A 14,937-nucleotide genomic window follows, 5' to 3' on the forward strand; every position below is an offset into this window, starting at 1 on the left:
CTATCAAAGTCAAGCTTGTTTGCTCTTTCTGACCCCAGTCTCCGTCAAACGGTAAAGCGTTCGCTTACGCAGAGTCGACGGTTTCGAGCCACTCCAGGAACGTTTGGCGTCCGACGGCGGATCCCGGCGCCGGGATTAGGGAGCCGTTGCGCATGGCCTTGCCCATGGGGCCGGGAAGGGGCAGCGGAACGATTCGTTTCTTCTGATGCGTCTTGGCTAAGTAGGCAGCGACCAGGTCTTTCAGCTGTTCGGCCCGCGGCCCGCCGAGATCCGGGAGGCGTCCCTGCGGTCCGGCCACCGCCGCGTCCACCAGGGCCATGGCTACTTCCTTGGCCGCCACCGGCTGGGTGGACATCATGGGCACGAAGACCAGCGGGCCTACTGACGCGGCTTTGATGGACATCGGCACGAACTCGTGGAATTGGGTGGATCGGAGGATGGTCCAGGGAATGCCGCCGTGCCTGACTTCGTCCTCCTGCACCAGCTTCCCGGCGTAGAGTCCTGAGTTGGCTTTGTCGATGCCCACAATGGACAGCGCCACATGGTGCTTTACGCCGGCCTTTTTCTCGGCCGCCAGCAATTTCTGGGTGGCGTTGGTGAAGAAATCCACGGCTTTCTTGGTGGACGTGGCCTGGATGCCGGAGACGTCGATGACGGTTTCAACATTCTGGAGTGCCTGATCGAGGCCCCGCCCGTTGACCAGGTCCACCCCCTCCGCGCGGCTGAGGCTGACCACTTCGTGCCCGCGTTCTCTGGCGATGGCCACAACGTGGCGGCCCACTGTACCGGTTCCCCCTGCAACGGCAATCCTCATGGAAGAAATCCTAAGCCGGTTCCCCGGCAACTCGGTCCGGGGCTCTCAGCTCGTGAAGGACTTCGTGCCGGTCATGATCTACAACATGGAGCGTAGGAGTCCGGCCAGTCCGGGAACATGGACGACATTGGGTTCATGGGCCTGTAGGAGGAAGGCATGGACCTCGGATGCGAGTTCTAACGGAGTAACGAGCCGGATGGGTGCTCGGCCGGGAAGCGGGAACATGCCCGCACGCTCCACCAATGGCATGGAGAGCCTTCCCGTCCCCGAGTGCAGTACCACCCAACCCTCAACGACGTATCCGGGGTACGCAGCGCGAACGGCCTCCACACCTGCTCCAAGGCCAAAGGCTTTAAGCTCCCGGCCGTTGCGGAAGAGCTGTTTGTTGTCCCACCAATACACGCCGTCCGCCCACATCTTGGAGTCGATCAGGGCGATTCTGTTTCCAGCGACAACTGCATGATCGAGGTCGGCGTGTTCCGATCCCGGCCAACGCAGCCCGTTGATGAGACGGGCCGACGGAATTGCGTGGAGGATGGACGCAGTAATCAGCCGCGCTGTTCGCCGTTCGCCCTCAGCTCCGATCTCTGCTTTGTCCCCGAAGCGCCCCACGGACAAGCTGCGGCCGGGTACGCCGTGGACTCGGCGGTTGAGGACTTCTTCAACCAGAAAAGCGTCAGCGAGGACCTCTGGTGGTGCAGGCCGCTTCCTCGTTGTCCACCACTTTGGGAGCTTTGCCACCACATACCAGAAGCAGACAGTCAGCGCCGTGAGGAGAAGGCCTGGCAACCACTTGGACAGCCAGGTCGGACTGGATTGAGCGGTGAAGAAGTACCACACGGTGGCGAAAAGCGGCAGGAAGGTGAAAACGCTGCCGATTACGAAAAAGACAGTGCGCCAAGTACGTGTCCACGCTGGTGCGGGGCGTCGGATCTTCTCAGGGTCACGGGTTGCCGGTTTAAGCGGAGGCCGGTACTCCACAGGTGGTCCGGTCCAAGGACTTAAGACGGGCGGATCTTCCATTTCAGCAAAAGTTTGTTTTGTCCTTTGCTGAGATGAACTGGAACGGGAATGCCCTTGTTCCTGGTTTCGACTCTGATTGCCGCTATTTGCGGCTCTCCCAAAGTCACTTTCGTTTCCAGCACGGTCATAGACCGCTCTGCGGGCCGGGTCGGACAGGACCTCGTAGGCTTCCTGAACGAGTCTAAAGAGTCCTGTGCTGCCACCCACGTCTGGGTGCGACATTTTGAGTCTGCGTTGGTAGGCCTTTTTGATCTCAGCTGTGTCTGCTGTGGTTGGTACTCCAAGCACCTCATAATGACTGACCGCTGCTTGTGCCATCAGGACTGTTCCTCTCGTTCCCCTCAGGCAGCCTACCTGCGACAATGCCGTATCTGCAGAATTGTTGATGTGAACAATATTCATTCCAGATCTTTTTGTACCGCTCTTCGGAGCCAGCCTGACCGTGTTGATCGCATTGTTGACCTTCAGATGTCAGCAAAAGGCAACCGAAAGGGGCGAGTTGAGCGTTCTATATAACGACTTGGGACGTGTCTGCTTGAAAGATACGACGACATGGCGCAAGCGCTCGTGCAACCCGTATCTCAGGCGGACACTTTGCAGCCGATTCTCGATTTATGACTTGTTTGCAAGGCCGCCGGAATTTTTTAGCCCCATGAACATCGTCCGGTGCAGGATGTCCACGTGCTTCCGCGACACCTCCACAGCTTCCTCAACCTTGCCGGCCCGCAGGGCTGCCACCAGCGCGATGTGGTCAAGGTTCGACTTGTGCAGCTTCTCGATGGGGTAAGGGATGAAGTAGTCGTAGAGCTCCGCCAGGGTCTCGTGGTAAACCTCGACGGCGGTGTCCATGCATGACGCGGTGCCCACCAGTTGGTGGAACTGCTCGTCCATCCGGTGGTAGTAGGACCAGTCGCTCGACTCCGCCATCTCACGGGTCAGCCGTTCCAGCTCGTCCAGCTGCTCCGTGGTGGCATTCACTGCCGCGTAGTGCGTCACCGCGCATTCAAACAAGAGACGCCGGTCCACCAGCCGGTTCACGGCCTGCGACTCGGCGGGGGAGGCCGAAAGTGACGCCAAAACCTCAGCAGGCGGCGCATCCGCGACAAACGTTCCGCCGGCCCGGCCACGCCGGCGCACCACCACGCCCTGTTCCGCCAGGCTCGCCAGTGCGCGGCGCGCGGTGATCGGGCTGACCGACAGGCCCAGGGCCACGTCCTCCTGGTCCGGCAGCCGCTCGCCCGGCTTCAAGAGTCCCAGGGAAATCGCCATGCCGATCCGCATCCGGACCGCGTCCATGGCGCTGCGCCGCTCCATGCCGGTACCCAGGCGTGAGGGCTCGGCGGTGTCCTCCAGCTGATCCGTCATAACCGCTACTTTACGGCGCACACCGGCCCTCTTCCCTTTATTGGATCATTCTGATCTAATATAACCCGGATCACACCCCACAGCGGAGAAAAACCCATGCAACGCATCCTTCCCCTTGTCGCCGCCCAGGCTCGGCCACGGCTCATCGGCGAACCCGTCTCGGCCTTCGCGGACGAGGTCAAAGCAGCCCTCGAAGCCCAGCCGCACAGCAAGCTGGTGGTCTTCCCCGAGCTGCACCTGTTCGGCGACGAAGACCCGGACCTGCAGCGCGCCGAAATGCTTCAGGCAAGTGCCGAGCCGCTGGACGGACCCCGGGTCAAAGAACTCAAGCAGCTCGCGAAAGACCTGAACATCTGGCTGGTCCCCGGCAGCGTCTGCGAGCGCGGTCCGGAAGGGCAGCTGTTCAACACCCAGCTGGTCCTGTCGCCTGAAGGGGAGCTCGCCGGCTACTACCGGAAGATCTTCCCCTGGCGCCCGTTCGAGCCCTACGATCCCGGCGACCGGTTCACCACCGTGGACCTGCCCGGCATCGGCAGTGTGGGCCTGAACATCTGCTACGACGCCTGGTACCCCGAGGTGTCCCGCCAGCTCGCCTGGATGGGCGCGGAGGTGATCCTCAACGTCGTCAAAACCACGACCCCGGACCGCAGGCAGGAACTGATCCTCGCCAAGGCCAACGCCATCGTCAACCAGGTGTTCATGGTCAGTGTCAACTGCGCCGGGCCCAGCGGCAAGGGCCAAAGCATCATCGTGGACCCGGAGGGCAACACCCTCACCGAAGCAACGGACGAGAAACCCCAGCTGCTCACCGCGGAACTGGACCTGGCCGCCGTCGAGCATGTCCGCACGCACGGCACGGAGAACCTCAACCGCCCCTGGTCGCAGTTCCGCGAGGGGGAGCCCGCCGTCGAACTTTCCGTCTACCAAGGCCGGATCAATCCGGCCACCTGGACACCGCCGTCCTACAAGCCGTAAGGAAACCCCGTGACAACAACCCTCACCCGCACGCTGAAGCTGCCCTCGCTGGTCCTGTTCGGGCTGGCGTACCTCACCCCGCTGATCGTCCTGGGGATCTTCGGGATCATCGCCGAAGCCACCGGCGGCGCCTCGCCGGCCGCCTACCTGGTGGCGCTGGTGGCCATGCTGTTCACCGCGCACAGCTACGGCCGGATGGCCATCGCCTACCCCGTGGCCGGTTCCGCCTACACCTACGTCCGCCGCTCCATCGACCCCCGGGTGGGCTTCCTGGTGGGCTGGGCCATCCTGCTGGACTACCTGTTCCTGCCCATGGTCATCTGGCTGATCGGCGGCTCGTACCTGAGCGCTCAGTTCCCCGGCATCCCCATCGGGCTCTGGATCGTGGGCTTCATCGTGATCACCACGCTGCTGAACATCCTGGGCATCAAGGTGGCGGACAAGGCCAACTACGTGCTGATGGCGTTCCAGCTGCTGGTCATCGTGTTCTTCGTGGCGCTGTCCATCGGCAACGTGGTGTCCACCGCCGGCGCCGGGGGACTGGTGAGCAGCCAGCCGTTCGTCAACGACACCTCCAGCTTCGCCACCATCTCCGCCGGCGCGGCCATCGCCGCCTACTCCTTCCTGGGGTTCGACGCCGTCACCACCCTCACCGAGGAAACCGTCAACCCGCGCAAGACCATGCCGCGCGCCATCATGCTCGTGGCCCTGATCGGCGGCGGCATCTTCGTGGCCGTCTCCTACGTGACCCAGCTGGTCCACCCGGGCGGCGTGTTCGAGGACTCGGCCTCCGCGGCCAGCTCCATCGCCCTGCAGATCGGCGGGCAGCTGTTCGGCGCCGTGTTCCTGGCCGGCCTGGTGGTGGCGCAGTTCGCCTCCGGCCTCGCCGCGCAGGCCAGCGCGTCCCGGCTGATGTACGCGATGGGCCGCGACTCCGTCCTGCCCAAGGCCGTCTTCGGCAAGCTCAGCGAGAAGTTCCACACCCCGGTGGTGAACCTGGTGATCACGGGCATCATCGGCCTGATCGCGATCTTCCTGGACGTGGCGACGTCGACGTCGTTCATCAACTTCGGTGCCTTCACCGCCTTCACGCTGGTGAACGCCTCGGTGGTGTTCCACTATGTGCGCCAGCGCCGGGCCGGGCAGCAGCTGAACCCGGTGTCCTACGTGGTGGTCCCGGTGATCGGCGCGATCATCTGCGCGTACCTGCTCTCCCAGCTGGACAGCAACGCCATTACGCTGGGGGTGTCCTGGCTGGTGCTGGGCGTGCTGGTTCTGGCCTTGATCACGCGGGGCTTCAAGGCGGCGCCGCCGGAGATGACGGCCACGGAGAAGGCCACGGTCGAGGCCGCCGCCTGAGCCTGTCTTGTGGCTCTTGGGCCAAGGGAAGGAACATCGTGAGGATAGCGCTGGGGCAGCTGGAGTCGGGCGCCGACATCCAGGCCAACCTCGCCGCGATCGACAGGTTCGCCGCCGAGGCAGCGCGCGACGGCGCCGCGCTGGTCGCCTTCCCGGAGTATGCCACCTACGAGAAGAAGAAGGTGGACGCCACGTTCCCCCAGGTGGCCGAGCCGCTGGACGGGGCCGTCTGCCGGGAGCTTGCCGCCATAGCCCGCCGCCACCGCATCGCGCTGGTGGCGGGCGTGGTGGAAACCTCCGACGAGCTGGGCCGGGCGTACAACACGCTGGTGGCGTTCAGGCCCGACGGCGGCCGGCTGGCCTCCTACCGGAAGATCCACCTGTTCGACGCACAGGGGTTCGGGGAATCGGAGTTCATCAAGCCCGGCCCGTCCACGGCGCCCGTGGTGTTCGAGCATGGGGGAGTGCGGTTCGGGCTGATGACCTGCTACGACCTGCGGTTCCCCGAGCTGGCAAGGTCACTGGCCGACGCCGGCGCGCAGGTTTTGTTGGTCTGCTCGTCGTGGGTGCCGGGCGAGCACAAGACGAAACAGTGGCTGGCGCTTAACACGGCACGGGCCATCGAGAACAGCGTCTACGTGGCCGGGGTATGCCAGGCGCCGCCGGTGTCTGTCGGGCGGAGCGTGCTGGTGGACCCGATGGGGGTGGTTGAGGCTGACCTTGGGCTGTTGCCGGGGGTGCACGCAGTTGAGGTATCGCTGGACACGGTAGACCGGGTGCGGGAGTCGTTCCCTATGTTCCGGCAGCGGCGGTTGTAGGGGCAACTCGGCGGCCGAGAGCAAGCCTGAGGGACACTGATCCAGAACCTAGGGAATTTGATTTGGGTCTGGGAGAGCTCCGCCAGGCGTCGGGGACGTAGAGGAGCTCGGGATTGCGGGAAGCGGCGGATGCTGTTTCGATGCACCTGGCGGCCAGGATTGGTCGTCGTATCCGACTATGACCGAGCTGTCCTCCGATCAGTGAATTTCCGACTTGAGGGCGGTCAGGCTCAGCGCCAGTGGGTCCAGAAGGCCGCCCGGATACATCGGTGCTTCGCCGCGGCAGCCAAGTAGCTTCAACGCGGAGGCAGCGGAACCGGCAGCGTTGCGACGGTGTTTCAGCTCCATTCTCTGGGCTCCCTTGCGGCTGGGCCTGCCATGCAGACGCGGCGGCGGCCAGGATTGTGCGGATGGGAGGTTCCCCCCACTGGCAAACGGCGGCCGGTGGACGGGGTACCTGTTCATTCATGCTGGGACAGGTTCGTTGCTCATCGGGGTTGACACAAAGTCCAAATTGACTTCGGCTTGCTCATGTGGATAGTGCTGGCCATCTGGCGCGCCCATAATTTAACTTTATGGAGGATGTATATAGAATTTTGACAGGCGAATTTCTTGACAGTCGATAACATATAATAGTTTTATGCGCGGAGGATAGCTCCGGCATTGTATGATCCAGGGGGAAGTGTCATGAATCGAATCAGTAATAACAAACGCAGCCAGAGGGTTAAGCGACCACGCCGGTACCAACAGCTGACGCTATTCGCTTTTATGGCCCTTCTGATACTCACCATCCCGGCGATACTCATTTTTACCGGCAACCCTGATGCTGCCCTTGGCGTCCTGCTGCTCTTCCCGTCGTTGGCTTACACAAGTCAACTCGCGTCAGCCAGTATGCGATCAGCGCGCTTCCGACACTGGTTCCGATGGCTCTGCTTACTCGGAGGAATTGGCTACTTGTTTCTATGGGTGATTGGTCTCCAAGGAACGAAGTACTTCACTGACGCTTTGCTTGCTGCAACGCTTGGTGGGGTCGGTCTGCTCTATTGCTTCATCGTTGACCTTCTAACGCCCTCTTCGAATGAAGGGAGAGTACAGGAAGCGGACCGCCCCGACTGGATTGCCTCACACGAAACAGGAAAGTTACCCCAAGGTGTGCAATTTGATCCCCTGTACGGAATTTCGGGTATGCCGGCTTCCCCGGGCATCGTCACTGTCATCTTTCACGAGGCCAAGACAGGGATGCGGGTGAGGAAGCTCATCTACAGCGTTTACGACCTGTCGAAGCAGGCTCCACAAGATACAACACTGAGCCTCTCAACCTCTGCTTCTAATGCAGCCGCTGCTGTAGAGCCTTCCCAAGATGACGAATCGCTATCAAACCTGCGTTAAATGCTATTCGCCACACATCTCTTGGATCAGCAGACCAGCCTGAGATGGTCCGAGTGACTCCCGCGCCGGTGGTTGCCCACCTCGGGAAATGGGCAAACAGCGGAGAAGAGGTGGAACGAACTGACTTCAAGTTCGGTGGACACGCATACCCGTGGATCGGACACTGTTCCAAGTTCCCGGAGGGCGATGGCATTTTGCTTGTCTGCTGGACTTGTATCAGAGTTGTTCTGTGCCGCAAACAAAGGGAAAAGTACCCCAAGCAACCCAACAAGGTAACTCCACGAAACAATGGATTGGCAATTTGTCCAATCCTTTGCTAATTGCCCTAATCAGCGCCCTTGTCGGTGCGTCCAGTGCTCTACTTGTTGCTGGCATCGGGGCGGTTGTGACAACGCAGACGGTTCAGCAACAGCTTCAGGCAGAAAAGGAGAAAGAGCATCGGGAGAAAACGCCGGCGGTCTACACTTCCTACCTTGACTCCGCGAAACGCTACCGTGCGGCCCAAATGAACCTTGCTACCTATTCACGTTCAAGGGGCATTCAGAACCCTGACTCTACACAAGGGAGAGCCATGTCGCTCTCGGACCCAGCAGTTAAGGACCTACTTCTGGCGCGCGATGCTGCCGCAACAGATTACGAGTCTGCGATCGACAATCTCGCCGTGTATGGCTCTGATGAGGCGTGGAATATCCACAAGAAAATTGCTGCCGGGTTAACCCCAAGTAAAGTTATTGATGCTGATGGGGATGGCGTAGACGAAACAGGCTTTGGTAACTATATGGACGATTTGCGCATTGAGTTTTGTGAAACTGTCTCATTGAAAGGCGAGGCATGCCATACACGTCGTCTGGCCCCGGAATTTGTGCAGGCCTTTCGGTAAGTTAGCTACCGGCCGAAGTCACTCCTCTCACATCCAGGCTGGGTTCAGCAGCTTCTCCTCGTCGTTGACCGCAAGCTCGCTTAGGTTGCCGTACTCTAGCGCAGTGATCAACTTCATTGGGGGTAAAGCACCAGAATCCTTTCCAGAGGGGCTCTATGAGCTGCTCCGCACGGAGGAACTCGACAAGAAGCTTCGAGAGAGGCCGGATATTACGGCGCAGTTCGCGTCGACTGAAGCAGACAATGTGCCAGCCTTTCTGGCGCGGCATGTGGCACGTGCGGTTGAAATAGCTGTCTCAGACGCAAGCCCTGAGGATCGTGTTGGGCTGGTAAATAGGGTCTTGCGGCAACTAAACGTCACGGACACGGTCGCACCGGGCCCCACTGTGCTCCACTCGCTCCACCGCCCGGACGCACTCAAGCGGCGCCAACTTCGCCGCCCCACCACTAGGCTGAGCGATTCGGCACTCCTCACCAACAGCAAAGACGACCCGAACCTCGCGGCAGAGCTCCGGGCCGAGATGGAGTCCGCTGACACCGTCGATCTCCTTTGCGCCTTCGTTCGCTGGACCGGCCTGAGGCTCCTGCAGCCCGCGCTTGAGCAGCTCAAGGAGCGGGGCGCGAAGCTCCGAGTGATCACCACCACTTACATGGGCGCCACCGAACGCCGCGCCGTTGACGAGCTCGTCAACAGGTATGAGGCCGAGGTGAAGATCAGCTACGAAACGCAGGCAACCCGGCTCCACGCCAAAGCCTGGCTGTTCCGTCGCAACACCGGCTTCGACACCGCATATGTCGGCAGCTCCAACCTGAGCCAAGCTGCGCTCCTGGACGGACTGGAATGGAACGTCCGGCTCAGTTCCGTAGCCACGCCCGCCCTCCTGCAAAAGTTCGAGGTTACCTTCGACAGCTACTGGGAGCAGCGTGCCTTCCAGAGCTACGAGCCGGAGCGTGACGGAGAAAAGCTGGACGCAGCACTGGAACGGAACGGCGGCCGTCGCACCGCGGCGCCGGATGCAGCCACCGGCCTTGAAGTGCAGCCGTTCCTCCACCAGGAGGAGATGCTGGAGGAGCTGGAAGCGGAGCGGCTCAAGGGTTTCAATCACAACCTCCTGGTCGCCGCCACCGGCACAGGCAAAACAGTTATCGCCGCGCTGGACTACAAACGGCTAAGCGAAACTGCCGGCAGAGACCTAAAGCTGCTCTTCGTCGCCCACAGACAGGAGATTCTGAAACAAGCCATGCGCACCTACCGCGACGTCATGCAGGACGGCGCCTTCGGTGAACTTTACGTGGGGGACCACAAGCCGCAAGAGTGGAAGCATATCTTCGCCTCGGTCCAGTCACTGTCCTCCCTCGGTATCGAGCAACTGGAGCCGGATTTCTTCGACGTCGTCGTCATTGATGAGTTCCACCACGCGATGGCGCCCACCTACCGCCGCCTGATTGACCACCTGCAGCCGCAGCAGCTCCTTGGGCTCACGGCGACACCGGAACGCGGCGACGGCGTCGACGTCGCCAAGCAGTTCTTCGATGGCCGCACAGCCGGCGAACTAAGGCTTTGGGACGCCCTAGACGCTGACCTGCTGGTGCCCTTCCACTACTTCGGCGTCTCGGATGACGTCGATCTGAGCCCGTTGGAATGGAAACGCGGCAACTATGACACCACCCAGCTGAGCGCCCTGTACACCGGAAACGACGCGCGGGCCGCCAAGGTGATCCGCGAACTGCGGGACAAGGTCACCAGTACGGACCAGATGCGCGCCATCGGTTTCTGCGTCTCCGTGCAGCACGCCCGATACATGGCCGAGGTATTCAACCGCGCCGGCGTTGCGGCCGTCGCCGTCGACGGCACCACGGACAATGCTGACCGCGAGAAAGCCCTCAGGCGTCTGGGGAAGCGGGAGATCAACTGCATCTTCGCCGTCGACCTCTTCAACGAAGGACTGGACCTGCCGCAGGTGGACACCATCCTGCTGCTCCGGCCCACTCAGAGCGCCACGGTCTTCCTCCAGCAGCTGGGACGCGGGCTGCGCCGTGCGGAGGGCAAAGCGGTGCTGACGGTCCTGGACTTCATCGGCCAGCAGCGCCGGGAGTTCCGCTTTGATCTGCGCTACCGGGCGTTGACCGGCTACGGCCGTAAGGAGCTGGAGAAGGCTGTCGAGGACGAGTTCCCGTACCTGCCGTCCGGCTCGCAGATCGTGCTGGACCGGGTGGCGCAGAAGGTGGTGCTGGACAACATCAAGGCACAGCTGCGGTTCAACCGGGCACAGCTGGTCCGGGACATCGCCTCGTACGCCGAGACCGAGCTCGAAGCCTATCTCGCGCGGTCCGGGAACGACGTGAAGACGATCTACCGCTCCACCAGGGACTCGTGGACCGGCTACCTCCGGCAGGCAGGACTTATTGAGGGGTTATCACCTCTGGAGACCGTGTTGCGGGGAAAACTCGAGGAGCTGTCGGACGCGGAGGAAAAGAAGCTGCTGGGCCGCATGGCCGCGCTGATTCACGTGGACGATCCGGAACGTGCCGCAGCCTATTCGATGCTGGTTGCTCCCGACGCGCCACGCTATGCGGAGCTTGGCATGCGCGAGCAGGCTTTCGCGCGCATGCTTTTTTATACCCTGTGGGATGACGGCGCAGGCTTCACAACGTACGACGACGGGCTGGACCACCTGCGCGGCTACCAGTTTGTGTGCCGCGAGATCCGCCAGGTCGTGAAGCTTGGAGTGGTGACGTCTAAGCACGCGGCAAAGAGTCTCGGCGCGGGACTGCAGCACATTCCTCTGCTGTCGCACGGCGCTTACCGGCGCGAAGAGGTCCTGGCGGCGCTGCAGTACGGCTCGCTGGAGCAGGGAAAGAACGTCCAGCACCGCGAGGGCGTTGCGTGGTGTCCAGCGACGTCTACCGACGCTTTCTTTGTCACCCTGAACAAGGACGACAAGAAACACTCGGCGACGACGATGTACAGGGACTACGCAATCAGCCCGGAGCTGTTCCACTGGGAGTCGCAGAATGCGACGTCACCAAGCAGCCCGACGGGACGGCGCTACCTGGACCGGGCTTCGCAGGATTCGAGAATTCTGATCTTCACGAGGGACACAGCGGACGACGAGACAGGGCTGACGGTTCCGTACACGTGCCTCGGCCAGGTGGACTACGTCCAGCACTCGGGAGAGAAGCCGATCGCGATCACTTGGAAGCTGCACAGGCCAATGCCTGCGGACGTCTTTGCCTCAGCTGCCGCCGTTGCACGATAACGTTCCCGGCCGCGGGCGACATGGCTTGCTTTGTCCCCTTCGCACTTATAGATGATTAGATGTGTCTTGACCCTCGGGTCACTGCTGCCTAGGCCAAACCGGCAGCTATGGGGACAGAAGAAAGCAAGGATTAGTGTCAGCTCCAGTTACCGAGAAGACCGAGCTCAACGTCGCACCCGGTTCAGTCGTCCACGTCCGAGACGAGGAGTGGCTCGTTACAGGCGTGGAGCAAACGGGTGACGGACTCCTCATCAGGGTCCGCGGACTCAGCGAGCTGGTCCGCGACACGACAGCCGCCTTTTATAAGAGCCTGGATGACATCGAAGTCGTCGACCCGGCAGAAGCCATCCCTGTGGCTGATGCCAGCCCCAACTACCGCCGTGCCCGCCTGTGGCTCGAGTCCACCCTCCGCAAGACGCCCATCCCGCAGGACCATGAAGGCCTCACCGTCTCCACGCGCATGCTTGCTGACAAGCTCGAGTACCAGCGCATCGCCGTCGCCCGCGCTCTGGATCCCCAGAACGTCCGCCCCAGAATTCTCATCGCAGACGCTGTCGGCCTCGGCAAGACCCTTGAAATCGGCATGATTCTGAGCGAACTGGCCCGGCGCGGAAGGGCAGAGCGAGTCTTGGTCGTCACGCCAAGGCACGTCCTAGAACAGATGCAGCACGAGCTCTGGTGCCGCTTCGCCCTCCCGTTTGTCCGACTGGACTCCGCCGGCATCCAGAAGGTTCGTCAGACGCTCCCGGCGACGCGCAATCCGTTCACCTACTTCAAACGCGCCATCATCTCGATCGACACTCTCAAGTCAGCCCGCTATAAAGCGCACTTGCAGAAGATCCGCTGGGACGCCGTCGTCATCGACGAATCCCATAACCTCACCAACGCAGGAACGCTCAACAACGAGCTCGCGAGGATCCTTGCCCCCAACACCGAGGCCCTCATCCTGGCGTCCGCAACCCCTCACAACGGCAAAGCGGAGTCCTTCGCCGAGTTAATCCGGCTCCTCGACCCCACTGCCATCCGCCCTGATGGCACCTTTGACGCCGAAGACATTCAGCGCCTCATCATCCGCCGTCACCGCCACAGCCCGGAAGTAGCGGCTGAGGTGGGCGCCAACTGGATGGAGCGCCTCGAACCAGACAACCGTCTTATCACGGCAAGCCCTGCCGAGAACGCCGTCGCCCAGGAAATCGCAGATACTTGGCTCTACCCCCAAGACGGTTCCAGCCCCTACTCCGGCGCGAACAGCTCCCTCTTTCCCTGGACCCTCGCGAAAGCCTTCCTCTCAAGCCCTGCGGCGCTTCTCGAAACGGTCAAGGAGCGCCTCCGCAAGGTCGCGGACCCGAAGCTGCCAGCGGAGCACCGGGAGCACGAAGCTCTTGAACACCTCAGGGTCTTCGCCGAGGAGTCGCTCAAGAAGCCTTCAGCCAAGTACCAGGAGCTCGCGCAGTACCTGAAGGAAATCGGGATCGGTCCCAAGTCGGGCATGCGCGCAGTCGTCTTTGCCGAGCGGGTCCCCACGCTCATGTGGCTTGAGCGCCACCTGCCCAAGGACCTCGGCCTCAAGCCGGAGAATGTCCGCATCCTGCACGGTGGCCTCAGCGATGTTGAACAGCAGGAGATTGTCGAAAGCTTCAAGCAGGAGTCCTCACCCATCCGCGTGCTTGTCACGGGGGACGTCGCCTCCGAAGGCGTGAACCTGCACAGCCAGTGCCATCACCTCATCCACTTTGACATCCCGTGGTCGCTTATTCGCATTGAGCAGCGCAACGGCCGTATCGATCGGTACGGCCAGAAGAAGAATCCCCAAATCACGACGCTCCTCCTGCACCCGAACCACGAGAAGTTTGCCGGAGACCTTAAGATCATCACCCGCCTCATGGAGCGCGAGCACGAAGCCCATGGCGCCCTCAACGATGTCGGCTCTCTTCTGGGCGAGCACAGCGTTAAGGCCGAGGAAGACGCTATCCTCGCCGTCCTCGCAGGCAAGAAGTCGGAGGACCAGGTCGTGCGGACCGTCGAGGACGTCCTTGACCCGGCCCACACCGACGACGGTGCCTTCGACGATTTCGACAGCTTCTTCGAGCAGCTCACCGCGGACGACGGCGGCGGCTCGCCCCGGGTGCCGACGGACGCCGGCGGAGGGCTTTATTCCAGCGAGCTGGACTATCTCGACGACGCCCTCCACGAGGCCTTCGGTAATCCCGAGGAGCCACCCGCCAACAGCGCCGGGGGAGGGGTGAACTGGAGGATCCACGCCCAGCACCAAGTCGCCGAACTCGAACCGCCCCGCGACCTCCAGCAGCGGCTCGCCCACCTGCCGCAGGGCTACCTCGCCGACCGCAAGGTCACTGAAAAGCTCAAACTGGCCACAACCCTGGACAAGGGCCAGAACGAGCTCGACGCCGCCAAGAAGGCCGTCCCCGCGAAGGGAGAGAAGGCCACGACGTGGCCTGAGGCCCACTTCCTCGGTCCGCTGCACCCTGTCCTCGAATGGGCCAGCGACCGTGCCCTCGCATCGATGGCGGGCAACGAGGTTCCCGTGGTCCGCGCTGACGTCGAGGAGCCGAGCATTCTCCTCATGGGCACACTGATGAACCGCCGGGGACAGGTCATCTCTCAGGCGTTCTTCGCGACCCAGGGCGGCGAGCTGTGCATCCCGGAACAGATCGGAAGCCTCGCCGAGTACGTCCGTGAGATCGGCCTCACCGACAAATCGATCAACACAGGTCCCGTCGCTGACGCCGCCGCATTCCAGCCTTTCATCGCCCGGGCCGTCAAAAACACCACCGGCTCGCTCGACATAACGTTCGAGGCCGCCGCCAAAGCCGCCGATCATCGGCTCGATGAATGGCACGGCCGGGCGGACGCGTGGAGCGAAGTTCACGGACAGGCACAGCTCCCCGGCATGAGTACGAGGCGCCTCAAAGAGAACAAAGCACGCGTGGAGCAGGAACAGGAGATCGTCTCCTCACTTGCCCCGGACCGCCGTCTCGTACGTCCGCTGCTCGTCGTGGTGCCTCTCAACACCCCTGCGGAAGGAGAGCACTGA

11 protein-coding genes are annotated in these 14,937 nt (G+C 62.1%); 7 read left to right on the forward strand and 4 right to left on the reverse strand.

All coding sequences use genetic code 11. From position 1 onward, the window contains the following. Positions 1-64 precede the first annotated feature (64 nt). The 3 genes from LDO22_RS19160 to LDO22_RS19170 form a co-directional block, all read right to left on the reverse strand. A complete protein-coding gene (locus tag LDO22_RS19160; protein WP_224025297.1) occupies positions 65-814 on the reverse strand; it encodes an NAD(P)H-binding protein in 750 nt (249 codons plus the stop codon). Between the two features lie 78 nt (positions 815-892). Then, entirely contained in the window at positions 893-2,239 is a 1,347-nt protein-coding gene (locus tag LDO22_RS19165; RefSeq protein ID WP_224025298.1) for a DnaJ domain-containing protein, read from the reverse strand. A 210-nt stretch (positions 2,240-2,449) separates the two neighbouring features. Beyond that, positions 2,450-3,202 carry an FCD domain-containing protein gene (locus LDO22_RS19170; RefSeq protein WP_224025299.1) on the reverse strand — a complete coding sequence of 251 codons (753 nt, stop codon included), beginning with the start codon at positions 3,200-3,202 and terminating at the stop codon, positions 2,450-2,452. A 96-nt stretch (positions 3,203-3,298) separates the two neighbouring features. On the opposite strand from LDO22_RS19170, the gene LDO22_RS19175 reads away from it, so the two are divergent. The 3 genes from LDO22_RS19175 to LDO22_RS19185 are packed head-to-tail and all read left to right on the forward strand — an operon-like array spanning position 3,299 to position 6,354. After that, positions 3,299-4,177 carry a carbon-nitrogen hydrolase family protein gene (locus LDO22_RS19175; protein WP_224025300.1) on the forward strand — a complete coding sequence of 293 codons (879 nt, stop codon included), beginning with the start codon at positions 3,299-3,301 and terminating at the stop codon, positions 4,175-4,177. Positions 4,178-4,186: 9 nt separating this feature from the next. Beyond that, a complete protein-coding gene (locus tag LDO22_RS19180) occupies positions 4,187-5,536 on the forward strand; it encodes an APC family permease (RefSeq protein WP_224025301.1) in 1,350 nt (449 codons plus the stop codon). A gap of 38 nt (positions 5,537-5,574) precedes the next feature. Beyond that, positions 5,575-6,354, forward strand: coding sequence for a carbon-nitrogen hydrolase family protein (locus tag LDO22_RS19185; RefSeq protein WP_224025302.1), 780 nt, complete (start codon positions 5,575-5,577; stop codon positions 6,352-6,354). A gap of 198 nt (positions 6,355-6,552) precedes the next feature. On the opposite strand, the gene LDO22_RS19190 is transcribed toward LDO22_RS19185, so the two are convergent. Continuing rightward, the gene (locus LDO22_RS19190) at positions 6,553-6,702 is read right to left on the reverse strand and encodes a hypothetical protein (RefSeq protein ID WP_224025303.1); all 150 of its coding nucleotides are present in this window, start codon (positions 6,700-6,702) and stop codon (positions 6,553-6,555) included. A gap of 339 nt (positions 6,703-7,041) precedes the next feature. Between LDO22_RS19190 and LDO22_RS19195 the strand changes: the two genes are divergently transcribed. From LDO22_RS19195 to LDO22_RS19210, 4 genes are all read left to right on the forward strand, one after another. Continuing rightward, positions 7,042-7,743 carry a hypothetical protein gene (locus tag LDO22_RS19195; RefSeq protein ID WP_224025304.1) on the forward strand — a complete coding sequence of 234 codons (702 nt, stop codon included), beginning with the start codon at positions 7,042-7,044 and terminating at the stop codon, positions 7,741-7,743. Positions 7,744-7,972: 229 nt separating this feature from the next. Further along, positions 7,973-8,623 carry a hypothetical protein gene (locus tag LDO22_RS19200; RefSeq protein WP_224025305.1) on the forward strand — a complete coding sequence of 217 codons (651 nt, stop codon included), beginning with the start codon at positions 7,973-7,975 and terminating at the stop codon, positions 8,621-8,623. A 103-nt stretch (positions 8,624-8,726) separates the two neighbouring features. Beyond that, positions 8,727-11,882: a DEAD/DEAH box helicase gene (locus LDO22_RS19205; protein ID WP_224025306.1), complete on the forward strand. Its 3,156-nt coding sequence runs from the start codon at positions 8,727-8,729 to the stop codon at positions 11,880-11,882. Between the two features lie 133 nt (positions 11,883-12,015). After that, a complete protein-coding gene (locus LDO22_RS19210; protein ID WP_224025307.1) occupies positions 12,016-14,937 on the forward strand; it encodes a helicase-related protein in 2,922 nt (973 codons plus the stop codon).

The sequence above is a fragment of the Arthrobacter sp. NicSoilC5 genome (assembly GCF_019977395.1).
Classification (GTDB): domain Bacteria; phylum Actinomycetota; class Actinomycetes; order Actinomycetales; family Micrococcaceae; genus Arthrobacter.